Here is a 16,370-nt window from a genome sequence, read left to right on the forward strand (position 1 = left end):
TCGAGATCGTCAGGGGATAGACAATGGATGACGATGGGGGATCAGTATTGTGGCGACCACACTGGGGAGGTTGCCGTTTTATGGTCGGGCATTGGCATGGCTGTGCAGTACAGATCTTGCAAAGAATGTCGGCGTTCGAGGGTTGGATGCGTGGCGCATCCTGACGGATTGCGAGCATTCCCGCAGCGCTCACAGAGCGACATGAATTTTTTTGAAAAGCTCTTGTGGCGAGCAATTGGCTTTGCTATAGTTCGCCTCCCGTCGCAAAACGCGAATCGACAAAGCGCTGCAAGCAGCGCTGCGGCTCGGGAAAAACGCAGGCAAACACGATGTTTTGCCGGTGTCGCGACACACATGCGTGATGTCAGCGGAACAAGTTCTTTAACAAATAACAGCCGATAAGTGTGGGCGCTTGGTGGCAGTGCGGCGGTGGCGAAAGTTGCCGAAGCTCAAAGCATATCAAGTGCTCACAAAGAAATACAGGTAAGTTCGCAAGAACGGACCTAGTCAGTATTTTGAGTGAGCGACGGTTCTACGGAACCTGCCAGAGATGGCACAAAACAGGAATTAAACTGAAGAGTTTGATCCTGGCTCAGATTGAACGCTGGCGGCATGCCTTACACATGCAAGTCGAACGGCAGCGCGGGAGCAATCCTGGCGGCGAGTGGCGAACGGGTGAGTAATATATCGGAACGTGCCTTAGAGTGGGGGATAACTAGTCGAAAGACTAGCTAATACCGCATACGACCTACGGGTGAAAGTGGGGGATCGCAAGACCTCATGCTCTTAGAGCGGCCGATATCTGATTAGCTAGTTGGTGGGGTAAAAGCCTACCAAGGCGACGATCAGTAGCTGGTCTGAGAGGACGACCAGCCACACTGGGACTGAGACACGGCCCAGACTCCTACGGGAGGCAGCAGTGGGGAATTTTGGACAATGGGGGCAACCCTGATCCAGCAATGCCGCGTGTGTGAAGAAGGCCTTCGGGTTGTAAAGCACTTTTGTTCGGGAAGAAATCCCTTGGGCTAATACCCCGGGGGGATGACGGTACCGGAAGAATAAGCACCGGCTAACTACGTGCCAGCAGCCGCGGTAATACGTAGGGTGCAAGCGTTAATCGGAATTACTGGGCGTAAAGCGTGCGCAGGCGGTTGTGCAAGACAGATGTGAAATCCCCGGGCTTAACCTGGGAACTGCATTTGTGACTGCACGGCTAGAGTGTGTCAGAGGGGGGTAGAATTCCACGTGTAGCAGTGAAATGCGTAGATATGTGGAGGAATACCGATGGCGAAGGCAGCCCCCTGGGATAACACTGACGCTCATGCACGAAAGCGTGGGGAGCAAACAGGATTAGATACCCTGGTAGTCCACGCCCTAAACGATGTCAACTAGTTGTCGGGTCTTAATTGACTTGGTAACGCAGCTAACGCGTGAAGTTGACCGCCTGGGGAGTACGGTCGCAAGATTAAAACTCAAAGGAATTGACGGGGACCCGCACAAGCGGTGGATGATGTGGATTAATTCGATGCAACGCGAAAAACCTTACCTACCCTTGACATGGAAGGAATCCTCGAGAGATCGGGGAGTGCCCGAAAGGGAGCCTTCACACAGGTGCTGCATGGCTGTCGTCAGCTCGTGTCGTGAGATGTTGGGTTAAGTCCCGCAACGAGCGCAACCCTTGTCATTAGTTGCTACGAAAGGGCACTCTAATGAGACTGCCGGTGACAAACCGGAGGAAGGTGGGGATGACGTCAAGTCCTCATGGCCCTTATGGGTAGGGCTTCACACGTCATACAATGGTACATACAGAGGGCTGCCAACCCGCGAGGGGGAGCTAATCCCAGAAAGTGTATCGTAGTCCGGATTGTAGTCTGCAACTCGACTACATGAAGTTGGAATCGCTAGTAATCGCGGATCAGCATGTCGCGGTGAATACGTTCCCGGGTCTTGTACACACCGCCCGTCACACCATGGGAGCGGGTTTTACCAGAAGTAGGTAGCCTAACCGCAAGGAGGGCGCTTACCACGGTAGGATTCGTGACTGGGGTGAAGTCGTAACAAGGTAGCCGTATCGGAAGGTGCGGCTGGATCACCTCCTTTCTAGAGTATTCGCACGAAAATCAAGCGTTCACACTTATCGGTGTGTTATTCGAGAACAGCAATGGGTCTGTAGCTCAGCTGGTTAGAGCACCGTGTTGATAACGCGGGGGTCGTTGGTTCGAGCCCAACTAGACCCACCATCAAGGTTTCGGGGGTTTAGCTCAGCTGGGAGAGCACCTGCTTTGCAAGCAGGGGGTCGTCGGTTCGATCCCGTCAACCTCCACCAAGACATCAAACCTAAGTCATCGCTTCGATGGCGACGTGATTTAGGTTTGATCTTTTAGATCATTGGCTGTTTTTGTTCTTTAACAATCTGGAAGAAGTAGTAAAGATTTATCAGTTGGAGCTGATGCGTTGTGATGACGTGTTGGTGAAGACTGGTGGGTTGTGATTGTATCAATCAATAGTATGAAAGAGTTCTCGTAACAACGAGAGTCTGGAATACGGCACGCAAACTCAAGCTCTATAGCGTTTCTCGCAAGAGAAGCTAACGTTATAGGGACAAGCGAATAAGTGCACATGGTGGATGCCTTGGCGATATCAGGCGATGAAGGACGTTGTAGCCTGCGATAAGCTGCGGGGAGCTGGCAAACAAGCTTTGATCCGCAGATTTCCGAATGGGGAAACCCGGCCCTTTGGGTCATCTCACACTGAATACATAGGTGTGTGAAGCGAACGTGGCGAACTGAAACATCTAAGTAGCTACAGGAAAAGAAATCAACCGAGATTCCCAAAGTAGTGGCGAGCGAAATGGGAACAGCCTGCAAGATTTAGCAGTCGAGATAGCAAAATGCTCTGGAAAGTGCAGCCATAGCGGGTGATAGCCCCGTATGCGAAATCTGGATTGTGGAACTAAGCTTGCGACAAGTAGGGCGGGGCACGTGAAACCCTGTCTGAACATGGGGGGACCATCCTCCAAGGCTAAATACTCGATATCGACCGATAGTGAACCAGTACCGTGAGGGAAAGGCGAAAAGAACCCCGGAAGGGGAGTGAAATAGATCCTGAAACCGTGTGCATACAAACAGTAGGAGCCTCGCAAGGGGTGACTGCGTACCTTTTGTATAATGGGTCAGCGACTTACATTCAGTGGCAAGCTTAACCGTGTAGGGAAGGCGTAGCGAAAGCGAGTCCGAATAGGGCGTTCAGTCGCTGGGTGTAGACCCGAAACCAGATGATCTATCCATGGCCAGGATGAAGGTGCGGTAACACGCACTGGAGGTCCGAACCCACTAGTGTTGAAAAACTAGGGGATGAGCTGTGGATAGGGGTGAAAGGCTAAACAAATCTGGAAATAGCTGGTTCTCTCCGAAAACTATTTAGGTAGTGCCTCAAGTATCACCATCGGGGGTAGAGCACTGTTATGGCTAGGGGGTCATCGCGACTTACCAAACCATTGCAAACTCCGAATACCGATGAGTGCGAGCTTGGGAGACAGACGCCGGGTGCTAACGTCCGACGTCAAGAGGGAAACAACCCAGACCGCCAGCTAAGGTCCCCAAGATTGGCTAAGTGGAAAACGAAGTGGGAAGGCTAAAACAGTCAGGAGGTTGGCTTAGAAGCAGCCATCCTTTAAAGAAAGCGTAATAGCTCACTGATCGAGTCGTCCTGCGCGGAAGATGTAACGGGGCTAAGCCAGTCACCGAAGCTGCGGATCTGCAGTAATGCAGATGGTAGGAGAGCGTTCTGTAAGCCTGCGAAGGTGTCTTGTAAAGGATGCTGGAGGTATCAGAAGTGCGAATGCTGACATGAGTAGCGATAATGCGGGTGAAAAGCCCGCACGCCGTAAGCCCAAGGTTTCCTGTTCAACGTTCATCGGAGCAGGGTGAGTCGGCCCCTAAGGCGAGGCAGAGATGCGTAGCTGATGGGAAGCAGGTTAATATTCCTGCACCGTCGTGTGATGCGATGGGGGGACGGATCGCGGAAGGTTGTCCGGGTGTTGGATGTCCCGGTTCCTAACTCAAAGAAGGCCAGTAGGCAAATCCGCTGGCGTAATTCAAGGGGTTGGGACGAGCGGCTTTATGCCGCGAAGCAATCGGAAGTGGTTCCAAGAAAAGCCTCTAAGCTTCAGTCATACGAGACCGTACCGCAAACCGACACAGGTGGGCGAGATGAGTATTCTAAGGCGCTTGAGAGAACTCGGGAGAAGGAACTCGGCAAATTGGTACCGTAACTTCGGGATAAGGTACGCCCTTGTAGCTTGACTGGCCTGCGCCAGGAGGGTGAAGGGGTTGCAATAAACTGGTGGCTGCGACTGTTTAATAAAAACACAGCACTCTGCAAACACGAAAGTGGACGTATAGGGTGTGACGCCTGCCCGGTGCTGGAAGATTAAATGATGGGGTGCAAGCTCTTGATTGAAGTCCCAGTAAACGGCGGCCGTAACTATAACGGTCCTAAGGTAGCGAAATTCCTTGTCGGGTAAGTTCCGACCTGCACGAATGGCGTAACGATGGCCACACTGTCTCCTCCCGAGACTCAGCGAAGTTGAAGTGTTTGTGATGATGCAATCTACCCGCGGCTAGACGGAAAGACCCCATGAACCTTTACTGTAGCTTTGCATTGGACTTTGAACCAATCTGTGTAGGATAGGTGGGAGGCTTTGAAGCGGTGACGCCAGTTGCCGTGGAGCCAACCTTGAAATACCACCCTGGTTTGTTTGAGGTTCTAACCTTGGCCCGTTATCCGGGTCGGGGACAGTGCATGGTAGGCAGTTTGACTGGGGCGGTCTCCTCCCAAAGTGTAACGGAGGAGTTCGAAGGTACGCTAGGTACGGTCGGACATCGTGCTAATAGTGCAATGGCATAAGCGTGCTTAACTGCGAGACTGACAAGTCGAGCAGGTACGAAAGTAGGACATAGTGATCCGGTGGTTCTGTATGGAAGGGCCATCGCTCAACGGATAAAAGGTACTCTGGGGATAACAGGCTGATTCCTCCCAAGAGTTCATATCGACGGGGGAGTTTGGCACCTCGATGTCGGCTCATCACATCCTGGGGCTGTAGCCGGTCCCAAGGGTATGGCTGTTCGCCATTTAAAGTGGTACGTGAGCTGGGTTTAAAACGTCGTGAGACAGTTTGGTCCCTATCTGCCGTGGGCGTTGGAAGTTTGAGGGGGGCTGCTCCTAGTACGAGAGGACCGGAGTGGACGAACCTCTGGTGTACCGGTTGTCACGCCAGTGGCATTGCCGGGTAGCTAAGTTCGGAAGAGATAACCGCTGAAAGCATCTAAGCGGGAAACTTGCCTCAAGATGAGACTTCCCGGGAACTTGATTCCCCTAAAGGGTCGTTCGAGACCAGGACGTTGATAGGTCAGGTGTGGAAGCGCAGTAATGCGTTAAGCTAACTGATACTAATTGCCCGTGCGGCTTGTCCCTATAACCTTAGCAGGTATAGGCAAGAGTAGCGTGTGACTCGATTGAGCATCACACCCGCCAATATATGTAGTACCCCTACTGCTTCTTCCCAGATTGCGTTGTTTGATGCGCCAGTGCACCGGCCTCAAGCAACACTACAAGTTATGCCTGATGACCATAGCGAGTTGGTACCACCCCTTCCCATCCCGAACAGGACCGTGAAACGACTTCGCGCCGATGATAGTGCTGCAACCAGTGTGAAAGTAGGTTATCGTCAGGCTAGTTACTCCTAAAACGCCCCCAGCATCCCCTTGCTGGGGGCGTTTTGCTTTGCACCCCGCCTTTTGCCTGCCCCGATCAAAAACGCATCTGCAGCAACACGGGGCACTCAAATCGAGGTAAGCGATCCATCATCGGCGTCTTGAATCGCGGAGTTTGAGCAGTCAGGATATGTCCACCTACATGGAGGTGGACACCTATGGCAGAGCATGACTCAGAGCTGTTGCAGCGGCTGGTTGTCGGCAGCAAGCGGGATGGACGCCGGCGATATGACAAACAGGCGAAGGCCGAGCTGGTCCAGACATGCCTCAAGCCAGGCGTGTCAGTGGCGCGCGTGGCGCTCAAGCATGGCATCAACGCGAACCTGCTGCGCAAGTGGATCAGCCTGCACCTGCAGAAACAGGAGCAATCTCCTGTTGCGACATCACAGTCTGTCGCGCCTTCACCGCCTCCATTCATACCGGTCGTGCCGGCGGGCTCCTGCAGCAAGCCCACAGAGTCCGGGTTACGAGTGCGGCTGCCCAACGGCATCGAGATTTGTCTGAGTGGGCATGGCGAAGATGAGCTGTCGTGCTTGTTGCGCCTGCTGTGCACACTGCCATGTTCCGTCTCGACCCGGCTCTGAAGGTATTCCTGCACCGCGAGCCGGTGGACGGCCGCAAGAACATCAATGGCCTGGCTGCGCTGGTCGAACAAGGCCTCGGGCTCGATCCCTTTGCTCGGGCGGTCTACGTCTTCAGCAATAAGCGGCGCGACCGCATCAAACTGCTGCTGTGGGATCGCACCGGATTCTGGCTTCTGTTCAAGCGGCTGGAAGCGGACCGCTTCGTCTGGCCGAAAGCGTCAGCGGTGGTCGAGCTCAGCGTCGAGCAGCTGCAATGGCTGCTCGATGGGATCGACCTGGAAGCCATGCGCGGCCATCCTGTGCGCCATTACCGTCGCACGGCGTGAACCGGGGCGGCAGAGCGTTGTCAAAAAGTCCATGCAAAACGTCATGATCACGGCCGAGGAACTGGAAGCGTTGCGCCAGGCAGCGCAGGAGCGTGACGCGTTGCGCGGTGAGCTGCGGGTCGTGACGCTCGAGCGGGGCCTGCTCAAGGAACGCGTGCAGGCGTATCTGCACAAGCTGTATGCGGCACGCAGCGAAGCACGCAGTGCCGGGCAAAAGGATCTGTTCTTTAACGAGGCCGAGACCCTGGCGCCGACTGCCTCCGCTGAGCCTGCCAAAGAGGACGAGCCAGGCGTTGAAGTGGCGAGCCATCTGCGCAAAAAGCGTGGTGGCCGCAAGCCGCTCGATCCCGCGCTACCGCGCGACGTCGTGCGTCACGAGCTGCCCGAATCCGAGCGTATTTGCCCGCATGACGGCAGCGTCCTGATCGAAATCGGTGCCGAGATCAGCGAACAGCTCGACATCATTCCCCAGCAGGTACGCGTGATCCAGCATCAGCGCATCAAGTACGCCTGCCCGTGCTGCGATGGCGGCATCAAGGTCACGCCTGCCGCAGCGCGCGTCATCCCCAAGGGCCTGCTGACCGAAGCGGCGCTGGCGTGGATCGTGACGGCGAAGTATCAGGATGGCTTGCCGCTGTATCGGCAAGCGGCCTTGCTGCGCCGCTTTGGCGGCGACCTGTCGCGCACCACGCTGGCCGCCAGCGTGGTGCGCGTTGGTCAGGCAGTGCAGCCGATCATCAACCTGCTGCGCGACGTGCTGCTGGAATCCGAGCTGGTGTACGGCGACGAGACGGAACTGCAGGTGCTCAAGGAACCGGGCCGCTCGCCGCAGACCCAAAGCTATCTGTGGGCGCAGATGAATGGCACGGGACCGCCGGTGCGCTTGTTCGGCTACTCTCCCGGTCGGGGAACCAGCCATGCGCTCAAACTCTATGCCGGCATGGCCAAAGGCGCAGTGCTGATGACGGATGGCTATGAGGTCTACAACGCCATCGCGGCGACCCATGGTCTGGTGCACCTCGGATGCTGGGTCCATTGTCGACGCTACTTCATCGAGGCCGAGGACGTGCTGCCGAAAGAGTCGCGCACACCGCAGCAGCCTGCCACGCAATTCATTGCAGCCATCGGCAAGCTCTATGCCGCCGAGGCCCGAGCCAGGCACGCCGACGCGGCCCACCGACAACGGCTGCGCGCCCGCTACAGCGCCCATGTGCTCAAGCACATCGAGCGCCTGCTGCTGACGTATCAGCCGATCGTCACGCCCAACAGCAAGCTCGGCCGTGCTCTTGCCTATCTGAGTGGGCAGTGGTCCAAACTGACGCGCTACATCGAGAACGGCCTCTGGCCGATTGACAACAACCAGTGCGAAAACGCGATCCGTCCCTTCGTGATCGGGCGAAAGGGCTGGCTGTTTGCGGACACCGTCGGCGGCGCTACTGCCAGCGCCAATCTGTATTCCATCATCGAGACCTGCAAGGCCAATAACGTCAATCCGTACGCCTACCTGATCAAACTGCTCCGCGCGCTGCCTCTGGCAACTACGGCCGATGATTACGAGGCGCTGCTGCCCTGGAAAATCTCCCTCCCGACGACTCGGTTGTAATCGCGCTAACAACACGCGAGACTATCCGACAAGGGACGTCCGTCATGGATCGCTTACATCCAATCGACAACTTGTAGACGCGGTTTACTGATACATTCGGCCACGGCACTCCAAAGTGGGTCAACTTCCGGTGAACGTCAACAGTCCGTGCTCACCGCTGGGTGGTAGGGAACAAACAGCTGACTGAACCGGTTTCGCCGACTGCTGGTGCGATGGGAAAAGCGTGCAGACACATACCTGGCGATGCTGCAGTTCGCTTGTGGCCTCATTACATGGCGGTTCGCCCTATCGAAATAGGCTGGAAATATGGAAAGGATTCGCTTTTTATTTTTATTTCATAAGTCCATTTCTTTTGCCTGGCAATCATGTGTCTTCACCGAGGGCATTCAGTAAGTTCAGTGCCTGCGCTACAAGGTATCGGAGAAATACACGAACCGGTCTCGCCCGCGCATCTTTGCAACATACATCGCTTCGTCCGCATGTTTGACAAGCGATTGGAGATTGTCGGAATCGGACGGATACACAGTAATACCAATGCTGGCCGATACCTTCCCCTGAACGCCCCCAAGTTCGAATGCGCTACGCAGGTCCTGAACGATTTCTGTCGCAATACGATCAACTGTTTCCTTGCCACCATATTCCGGGATAATGATGGTGAACTCGTCTCCACCTAAACGTGCGAACGTGTCGGTTCCGCGAATTAGGCGTTGAATTCGCCGAACTGCCTCTTTTAACAACAAGTCCCCCTTGTCGTGGCCAAGCTTGTCGTTGATTTCCTTGAAGTTGTCGAGATCGATGAACAGGATTGCAAGCGGCAAGCCGGTGCGCTTTGCCTTCTTTAGTTCATGTTCCAAGCGGTCGAGAAACAGCCGCCTGTTCGGGATGTCCGTCAATTGATCGTAGTTGGCCTGATGCCAGATCAATTCATCCTGCTGGCGTCTTTCGGTAATGTTCGAGAACTGTGCAACATAGCGGTAAACGCGGCCGTCGGCGCTACGGATTATGCTGACGTTCAGCCATTTTCCGAGCAAATGCCCGTCCTTGTGGTGATCCCACATTTCGCCCTGCCAGCACCCGTTTTTGTTAAGCGAATACCAGAACTGAACGTAGAACTCCTTGTTGTGCAGTCCGGACTGCATCAACTTCGGGTTCTTGCCCTTGATCTCGTCCAGTTGATATCCAGTGATGCGGGTGAATGCGGGATTGACGTCAAGAATCCGGTTTTCTTCGTCGGTCACCATGATGCCTTCATTGCTCGACAGGTAAATCAATGAAGCGAGCTTCATGGATTCGTCCAGCTTTCTGGCATTGGTAATATCCTCGACAAGCGACCAGACGCAGGGCTGGGTGCCAGGTCCAGGAATTTGTACGCCGGTCAATCTCACCGGAGTCCGCTCGCCGTCCTTCCGCAGGTACTCTTTTTTATACGGACCGTAGCTGCCACTACGCTCAAGCGACTCAAGCTGCACCTCATCCTCTGCATCATATTCCGGAGGAGTGAGCGACCGGTAGTCGAGGGCATGGAGCTCGTCTGCGGTGTGCCCGGTGATTAGCTCAAACGCCCGGTTGAATTCAAGAAAGCGACCATCACAATCCGTCAGCACAATCCCAACCGGGGCAGATTGAAAGAGGCCTCGCAACATGGCGTCGCTTGCACGCACTTTTGCGTCGGCATGCTTCTGGACTGTGACATCAATCGTTATGCAGATAAGATAGAGCGGCGTTCCATCGTCATCGAAAACAGGCCTTTTCGAGGTGTTGCCAACGCGATTTTCCTTGAGGGACTCGTTCCAATAGCTCTCTTCGAAGTCGACCGCAGTTCGACTGGCCCACACATGACGGTCCATTTCGAGGAAGTGTTCCATCTGGTCCGGGGGAAAGAATCCGCTGCCATCGGTCCCGTATAAGTCGTCAAACGCGATCCCCCACTGCTCCTCGCATGCGCGGTTCATCAGGATGATCCTGCTTAAACGATCCTTAACGAAAAAGGCTGCCGGAATCGCGTTGACGATATCCCTGGCACCTCGATTCAGAAACTCACGCTCTGCGAAGATGGTGCGGGCGTCCATGGGCGCTTTCGATAATAACAATTTGAAATTTAAGGATAATCGAACGGAACGACTTTCGCTACTAAAATGCAACTTTCCCTCACGTCCCACCTGTTTTTTCTAAAGAGCTAATTCTCAGTGTCAACGGGCGTCCTCTGGTTCTTTCTCGACCTGCGTCCTGCTCTATATCTGGGATGATTAAACTTTTGGAGAACCTTGAAGGCGCAATCGATGTTCTTTCCTTATTAGATACGCATAGGCTTCAATCAGCCGAGCTAAAAAGTAGTGAATGGCAAAGCGTCTACTCATACATAGACCGCTTAAGCAAGGTTCTGAAACGTGCGTATGCTGCCTGCAAGGTATGCGTGCGATAGCAAATTGAGATCATTCTCTTTTTGCTTCCATATTTGCAGCAATCAAGCGACCGAGCGTGGTTAACGCTGCCTCCGTTCGCTCATCCCACGGATGTCCATAGTTAAGACGAAGGCAATTCGCAAATCCGCGGTGCGCGGAAAACATCGGTCCCGGCGCGATGCTGATTCCCAGTGAGAACGCTTGCCTGTGCACTTCAAGCGTATTGATTTTGCCCGGCAGCTCTATCCACAAGAAATACCCACCGCTTGGGCGAGTCGCTTTTGTGCCCTTGGGGAAATGACGCACAACGGCTTGCACCATTGCGCTTTGTTGCACGGATAACGCGTGGCGCAATTGGCGCAAATGCTTGTCGTATCCACCTTTGGCCAGGTAGTCGGCAAGCGCCGCCTGTGCCGGCGCCGAGGCGGACAGCGTCGTCGTGACCTTTAAGCGAGCCACGCGCTGGGTAAATCGCCCTGGCACTGCCCAGCCTATCCGGTAGCCCGGCGCCAAACATTTCGAGAAGGAGGCGCAATGCATCACCAACCCCTTCGTGTCGAACGCTTTTGCGGAAATGGGACGCTTGCTTCCAAAATAAAGCTCACCGTAGACGTCATCCTCGATTAACGGCACATCATGGGAGGTCAGCAGCTCAACCAGTGCCTGCTTTTTTTCATCTGACATCAGGCTACCCAGCGGATTCTGGAAGTTCGTCATCAACCAGCATGCCTTCGGTTTGTGACGTTCCAAAGCTAGCGCCATCGCTTCAAGGTCGACACCTTCCCGCGGGTGCGTCGGCACCTCGATTGCCTTCAGCCCAACGCGTTCCAGCGCCTGGAGTGCTGCATAAAAGGTTGGAGATTCAATGAGCACGCAATCGCCCGGGCGGGTGACCGCCTGAAGACATAAATTCAGCGCTTCCAGCGCACCATTGGTAATCACGATTTCATCGGTGTGGATATGCAGGCCGTCAGCGAGGTAGCGCAAAGCGATTTGACGACGCAATGCCGCATTTCCCGGCGTCAGATCATCCACCGTGCTCCACGGGTCCATCTCCTGCACGCTGCTCGCCATCGAACGTGCGAGCCGCTGCAGCGGGAACAGCAACGGGCTCGGAAAGGCAGAGCCAAACGGAATCACGTCACGTGTCTTGAGCGACTCAAGCACATCAAAAACCAGCTGGCTGACGTCAACGTTAGTCGAATCCCCGCTTGGCTGGGAAGAAATGTCGGGTTCGGGCGGAAGCGATTTTGCCCCTGCGGTCACGTAATATCCGGACCGCTCGCGTGCGCGTATCAGCCCCCGCGCTTCCAACAGGTAATACGCCTCAAAGACTGTCGAGGGGCTGACCCCGCGGCTCGTGCTTGCCTGCCGAACTGAAGGGAGACGATCGCCTAGTTTCATCACCCCGGTGCGAATGGACTGAGCAATTTCCTCGGCAAGTGCTTCATAGCGTTTCATAAAGACCTTGGGTTAAGCGCTGAAATAAACTTTCTTGAGGCATGACATCTGATACGGTAAGCAAACACAAAGACATTCTGCTCCGTATCACGTTGCTGCTGTTGTATTTCACCATAGCACTCGTTAGAAAGTACAGGTACAGGAACGAATTTTTTGAATAATCAAGATGGCTCTGATCTGGTTTTTAAAGCCGTCCCTGATCCTGTTATTCAACAACACTTTGGAGCATACTCAATGGCGCCGATCTCGTTTTTCCGATTGGTAAAGAACTTGAGGGAATGACTATGCTGGGCTCGACCGCGCTTGAACTCGCCCGAATTCAATTCGGGTTCACCATTTCCTATCACATCGTTTTTCCTGTCATTACCATCGGCCTCACCTGTTACCTGTCTGAGCTGGAAGCGTGCTTGCCGCGCACCTGGCAAGAGGTATCGCCGCCCAGATCAAAGGCAAGTCAATACCCGTAGCCCTCCCGATTTCCAGTAAATGAGGGAATTTGTTCGCAGCACAGTCCTTCCCTCAAACAGCCCGCTCAAACACGCTCAATCAACACGAAGATGAATCGATACTGGAGCCCAGGCGTAGGGAATTTGACACCCTACTCCCCGGGCGAGCAGCCGGCAGGTGAACATGTCGTCAAGCTGAACACGAACGAAAGCCCGTTCGGGCCTTCGCCGCTGGCGCTTTCTGCCATTCAAGAAGCCGCCACGGATAGCCTGCGGCTCTATCCCGATCCGAACGCGGCCGCCCTAAAGGAAGTCCTCGCGCGTTACCACGGCGTATCTCCCGACGAGATCTTTGTCGGTAACGGATCGGACGAAGTGCTCGCCCTGGCCTTCCTCGCGCTGCTAAAACATGATGCGCCGCTATTGTTTCCCGATGTGACGTATAGCTTTTATCGCGTCTACTGCAAGTTGTATGGCATCGGATTGCGTGAGATTCCTCTATCGGACTCCATGGAAATCAATACGAAGGATTATGACCAGCATTGTGGTGGAATCATTTTTCCGAATCCGAATGCGCCGACAGGGATAGGACTGCCCTTGGTCGCGGTTGAAGACCTGGTTGCAGCTCATCCTCACGCAGTCGTCGTGGTTGATGAAGCCTACATCGATTTCGGCGGCGAATCCGCCATACCGCTGATTCATCGCTATTCCAACCTGTTGGTCATCCGGACCTTCTCGAAGTCCAGGTCGCTTGCGGGGCTGCGTATCGGATTCGCCGTCGGGCATGTGGGCCTCATCGAGGCATTAAATTGCGTCAAGAACTCCTTTAACGCTTACCCTCTTGACCGCGTTGCGATCGCCGCTGCCATCGCATCCTATAACGACGAGAAATATTTTCAAACGAACCGCATTGCAATCATGACGACTCGGGACGCGTTGGTACAGAAACTTTCTGCGATGGGCTTTGAAGTGCTGCCATCCATCGCGAACTTCGTATTCATGCGCCACCCGGCTGTGGAAGCGCCCCTACTCGCAAAACCCCTGCGCGAAATGTCTATCTTCGTACGGCATTTTGCGCAGCCTCGCATTAATCAATATCTTCGTGTAACTGTCGGAACGGCAACGGAATGTGCGCGATTGGTCGATGCGTTAAGCGACATGGTGGGCAAACAGAAGAGCGCCTTCGAATGATGAATAGCGTCATAAAGATCCTCATGTTCCAGGCCCTGGGAGAGGCAGTCGCATACGAGCTCTCGCTCCCCATACCAGGAGCCGTCATCGGCATGCTGTTCCTGTTTTTCTATCTGCTGGCCCGAGACACGGAAGATAAAAGCCTGCTGACATTCTCAACTCGGTTCCTTGGTTACATGACTTTGCTGTTTGTCCCGGCGGCCGTCGGCATCATGTTGCATATGGAGCGCATTGCCAATGAATGGCTTCCCATTACGGTTGCGTTGACAACAAGCACAGTCGCATCGATAGCGATTACGGCGTTCGTTGTTCGCCGCTTAAGAAAATGACGACTTCTCCGACTTCTTTATTGAATTTTCTAGCGGCCTCACCACTGCTATGGCTACTGGCGACATTGCTTGTGTATCAACAGGCGCTCGCCATTTACGCTAGGGCTGGATTCAACCCATTGCTTCATCCTGTGGTCGTATCCGTGGCAATCCTCGTGGCAGTGCTAAAGTTCACCGGAACGCCATACCAGACGTATTTCAACGGTGTCCGGTTCATCCACTTCCTGCTGGGACCGGCCACCGTTACCCTCGCGGTTCCGCTATACCGCCAAGTGAAGGCGATCAGGCGCAACTGGCTTGCGCTTCTCTTCGCTGCCGCGGCCGGTTCCGCCGCCTCCGTTGCGATTGCGATGGGAACGGGCGCATTACTTGGAGCGTCCCGTCCAACGGTTTTATCCCTGGCAGCAAAATCGGTCACAATGCCTATCGCAATGAGTGTCACCGAAAAGATCGGCGGCTCCCCTTCTCTGACATCCGCACTGGTGATGCTTACCGGGATCTTTGGCACCTGTGTAGCACAGATCGTTCTGCGCGGGATGAAGATTCCTGATGCGGATGCAGGCGGCTTCGCGCTTGGTGTGGCAGCGCATGGCATAGGAACATCAAGGGCGCTGCAGATAAGCCAGGAGATGGGGGCATTCGCCGGCCTCGCAATGGGGCTGGCCGGCATGCTCACCGCCTTTGTCCTGCCATTCCTTATTCAGGCGCGATAGGTCATTTAATCGGCCGCACGCGCCGGTTGGAGCTCGCCGGCGGCAACAAATCCACCACGGGACGATCATGACTGCCGGCTGTCTTGCCAGTCGCCGATATTGCGATTCGCCTCCCGGAAAATCAATCAGCGCAAATCAAGGCGGCTCTGGCAAGTGGCTAACAGCCTGTGTGGGTAGGTCGATAACCGGAGTGAGGCTGGCAGCCAAGCCGATGCCAGGAAAGGAAGACACCAGCTTTTATGGTTATCGACCTACCCAAACAGGCTGTTAATGAACGACCAAGTGCACGACCGCCATAAGAATCGCAATAAATGTCGCGCCGCCGATCAAGCCGGCAAGAACGACGTATAGCGGGTTTAACCTGCCTACATCCTGCTCAAAATCTTTTCTCCTGCGCAGGCCAACAAAGGACCATGCCACGGCATTTATCGTAGAGAAAAAGGAGCGCTTGGTTGACATGTCGGAGGTCCTGTGTGGTATTTGGCTGCTACAAGGAGAAGTTAGACACCTATCCGTTATGCGCGACAACGCCGGTACATCGGTCAGAAGGTTTTACTGGCGTTCATGTGCATTCTCATTTCAGAACTGCTGATGCGCCGACTATTTTTGGAGCAGCGTGGTGAGCAGCAATGCGACAGGCGCGATGGCCACGAAACCGCGCAGCAGCCAGGCGATGAACGGATGCGCGGAGCGCGATTCCAGAAAATAGCGGGTCACCACGGTTCCCTTGAGCCACATAACGGCGGCGACGACGAAAGGCATCCACGAAGCATGGCCAACCTTCTGCCCCAATAGCAGGCTGATGCCGGTGAGCGCGAGCAGTGCCAGCCAGGCCGGCACCGGCAGCGATTTTTTTGTGGTTTGATTCATCGTTCAAGCCAATACGTAAAACAACGGGAAAAGGACCAACCAGATAATGTCGGTTGCGTGCCAGTAGCATGCCAGCGCTTCCAGGCCGTCGTGCTGCTCTGCGGAGTAAGCCTTGGTCGACAACCTGAAAAATGCCCAGCACATGCCCAATATGCCCCAACACGCATGCACCAGATGGTTGAACGTCAGGTAGTAGTAGACCGTGTAGAAAATCCCGGCCTTGCCATCGATGCCGTGCGCCAGGTTCCAGTCGACTTCCAGCAGCTTGACCACGGGGTAACCCAGTGCCGTCACGATGGCTGCCGCCAGCCAGAACCTGGCGCGGCGAAGTTGCGCATTCTTGACGGAGGCGAGCGAACAGGCCACGAAAAAGCTGCTCGTCACCATGATGAGCGTGTTCACAGCGCCGGCCGTGGTCCAGATCAGCTCCGGCCCCTTCCGAAACGCCTCCGGGTAGTGATACCTGGCGATGAAGTACACCGAAAACATCAGGGCGAACTCGACGAATTCGCAGGTAATACCAACCCATATCCCCTTGTTTCCTGGTATGCGCCCCGCCAGCTGCCGCGTAATGGCTTCCGACGTAGGCTTCGGGGAGTGCTCCGCATCTGCCGCCGCATGCGCGGGAGCGTAAGTCGCTTCCATCATCATCTTGAACGTCCTTTATGTTA

11 protein-coding genes, 2 tRNA genes, 3 rRNA genes and 2 pseudogenes are annotated in these 16,370 nt (G+C 54.8%); 13 read left to right on the top strand and 5 right to left on the bottom strand.

Translation table 11 applies throughout. The features are described 5' to 3' along the window. The first annotated feature begins 569 nt into the window (after positions 1–569). From TSA66_RS13835 to TSA66_RS26950, 9 genes and pseudogenes are all read left to right on the top strand, one after another. A 16S ribosomal RNA gene (locus TSA66_RS13835) occupies positions 570–2,100 on the top strand. Positions 2,101–2,163: 63 nt separating this feature from the next. Then, positions 2,164–2,240, top strand: a tRNA-Ile gene (locus TSA66_RS13840). Between the two features lie 10 nt (positions 2,241–2,250). Continuing rightward, positions 2,251–2,326 (top strand) — tRNA-Ala (locus tag TSA66_RS13845). Between the two features lie 273 nt (positions 2,327–2,599). Further along, positions 2,600–5,475 (top strand): 23S ribosomal RNA (locus TSA66_RS13850). Between the two features lie 146 nt (positions 5,476–5,621). Then, positions 5,622–5,734 (top strand): 5S ribosomal RNA (rrf, locus tag TSA66_RS13855). The 16S, 23S and 5S rRNA genes sit together here with 2 tRNA genes alongside, the layout of an rRNA operon. Before the next feature lie 198 nt (positions 5,735–5,932). Further along, entirely contained in the window at positions 5,933–6,358 is a 426-nt protein-coding gene (gene tnpA, locus TSA66_RS13860) for an IS66-like element accessory protein TnpA (protein ID WP_040038455.1), read from the top strand. Then, complete coding sequence (gene tnpB, locus TSA66_RS13865; protein ID WP_040038456.1) at positions 6,334–6,684, top strand: IS66 family insertion sequence element accessory protein TnpB; 351 nt, start codon at positions 6,334–6,336, stop codon at positions 6,682–6,684. Before tnpA ends, tnpB begins: the two co-directional genes overlap by 25 nt. 31 nt (positions 6,685–6,715) lie before the next feature. Continuing rightward, entirely contained in the window at positions 6,716–8,287 is a 1,572-nt protein-coding gene (gene tnpC, locus TSA66_RS13870; RefSeq protein WP_040039297.1) for an IS66 family transposase, read from the top strand. Between the two features lie 146 nt (positions 8,288–8,433). Next, positions 8,434–8,584, top strand: a pseudogene (locus tag TSA66_RS26950) (IS5/IS1182 family transposase); the annotation flags it as partial. 110 nt (positions 8,585–8,694) lie between these two features. On the opposite strand, the gene TSA66_RS13875 reads toward TSA66_RS26950, so the two are convergent. Next, the gene (locus TSA66_RS13875; RefSeq protein WP_052451974.1) at positions 8,695–10,356 is read right to left on the bottom strand and encodes a sensor domain-containing protein; all 1,662 of its coding nucleotides are present in this window, start codon (positions 10,354–10,356) and stop codon (positions 8,695–8,697) included. Positions 10,357–10,719: 363 nt separating this feature from the next. Next, the gene (locus TSA66_RS13880) at positions 10,720–12,150 is read right to left on the bottom strand and encodes an aminotransferase-like domain-containing protein (RefSeq protein ID WP_040038586.1); all 1,431 of its coding nucleotides are present in this window, start codon (positions 12,148–12,150) and stop codon (positions 10,720–10,722) included. Positions 12,151–12,434: 284 nt separating this feature from the next. On the opposite strand from TSA66_RS13880, the pseudogene TSA66_RS26230 reads away from it, so the two are divergent. From TSA66_RS26230 to TSA66_RS13895, 4 genes and pseudogenes are all read left to right on the top strand, one after another. Continuing rightward, positions 12,435–12,569, top strand: a pseudogene (locus tag TSA66_RS26230) (cytochrome ubiquinol oxidase subunit I); the annotation flags it as partial. A gap of 138 nt (positions 12,570–12,707) precedes the next feature. Then, positions 12,708–13,787, top strand: a complete 1,080-nt coding sequence (gene hisC, locus TSA66_RS13885) for a histidinol-phosphate transaminase (RefSeq protein WP_040038584.1) — start codon at positions 12,708–12,710, stop codon at positions 13,785–13,787. Beyond that, complete coding sequence (locus TSA66_RS13890; protein ID WP_040038583.1) at positions 13,784–14,116, top strand: CidA/LrgA family protein; 333 nt, start codon at positions 13,784–13,786, stop codon at positions 14,114–14,116. Before hisC ends, TSA66_RS13890 begins: the two co-directional genes overlap by 4 nt. Further along, positions 14,113–14,829, top strand: a complete 717-nt coding sequence (locus TSA66_RS13895; RefSeq protein WP_040038582.1) for an LrgB family protein — start codon at positions 14,113–14,115, stop codon at positions 14,827–14,829. Before TSA66_RS13890 ends, TSA66_RS13895 begins: the two co-directional genes overlap by 4 nt. 267 nt (positions 14,830–15,096) lie before the next feature. On the opposite strand, the gene TSA66_RS13900 is transcribed toward TSA66_RS13895, so the two are convergent. The 3 genes from TSA66_RS13900 to TSA66_RS13910 form a co-directional block, all read right to left on the bottom strand. Then, on the bottom strand, positions 15,097–15,288 hold the full coding sequence (locus tag TSA66_RS13900; RefSeq protein WP_040038581.1) for a DUF2970 domain-containing protein: 192 nt from the start codon (positions 15,286–15,288) through the stop codon (positions 15,097–15,099). A gap of 141 nt (positions 15,289–15,429) precedes the next feature. After that, positions 15,430–15,699, bottom strand: coding sequence for a hypothetical protein (locus TSA66_RS13905; protein ID WP_040038580.1), 270 nt, complete (start codon positions 15,697–15,699; stop codon positions 15,430–15,432). Positions 15,700–15,702: 3 nt separating this feature from the next. Continuing rightward, the gene (locus TSA66_RS13910) at positions 15,703–16,350 is read right to left on the bottom strand and encodes a cytochrome c oxidase subunit 3 family protein (protein WP_198358648.1); all 648 of its coding nucleotides are present in this window, start codon (positions 16,348–16,350) and stop codon (positions 15,703–15,705) included. Positions 16,351–16,370 lie beyond the last annotated feature (20 nt).

The sequence above is a fragment of the Noviherbaspirillum autotrophicum genome (genome assembly GCF_000818395.1).
Classification (GTDB): Bacteria; Pseudomonadota; Gammaproteobacteria; order Burkholderiales; family Burkholderiaceae_D; genus Noviherbaspirillum; species Noviherbaspirillum autotrophicum.

Coding starts and splice junctions, on each gene's coding strand:
- tnpA (WP_040038455.1), top strand. CDS start 5,933: ATGGCAGAGCATGACTCAGAGCTGTTGCAGCGGCTGGTTGTCGGCAGC.
- tnpB (WP_040038456.1), top strand. CDS start 6,334: ATGTTCCGTCTCGACCCGGCTCTGAAGGTATTCCTGCACCGCGAGCCG.
- tnpC (WP_040039297.1), top strand. CDS start 6,716: ATGCAAAACGTCATGATCACGGCCGAGGAACTGGAAGCGTTGCGCCAG.
- TSA66_RS13875 (WP_052451974.1), bottom strand. CDS start 10,356: ATGGACGCCCGCACCATCTTCGCAGAGCGTGAGTTTCTGAATCGAGGT.
- TSA66_RS13880 (WP_040038586.1), bottom strand. CDS start 12,150: ATGAAACGCTATGAAGCACTTGCCGAGGAAATTGCTCAGTCCATTCGC.
- hisC (WP_040038584.1), top strand. CDS start 12,708: ATGAATCGATACTGGAGCCCAGGCGTAGGGAATTTGACACCCTACTCC.
- TSA66_RS13890 (WP_040038583.1), top strand. CDS start 13,784: ATGATGAATAGCGTCATAAAGATCCTCATGTTCCAGGCCCTGGGAGAG.
- TSA66_RS13895 (WP_040038582.1), top strand. CDS start 14,113: ATGACGACTTCTCCGACTTCTTTATTGAATTTTCTAGCGGCCTCACCA.
- TSA66_RS13900 (WP_040038581.1), bottom strand. CDS start 15,288: ATGTCAACCAAGCGCTCCTTTTTCTCTACGATAAATGCCGTGGCATGG.
- TSA66_RS13905 (WP_040038580.1), bottom strand. CDS start 15,699: ATGAATCAAACCACAAAAAAATCGCTGCCGGTGCCGGCCTGGCTGGCA.
- TSA66_RS13910 (WP_198358648.1), bottom strand. CDS start 16,350: ATGATGATGGAAGCGACTTACGCTCCCGCGCATGCGGCGGCAGATGCG.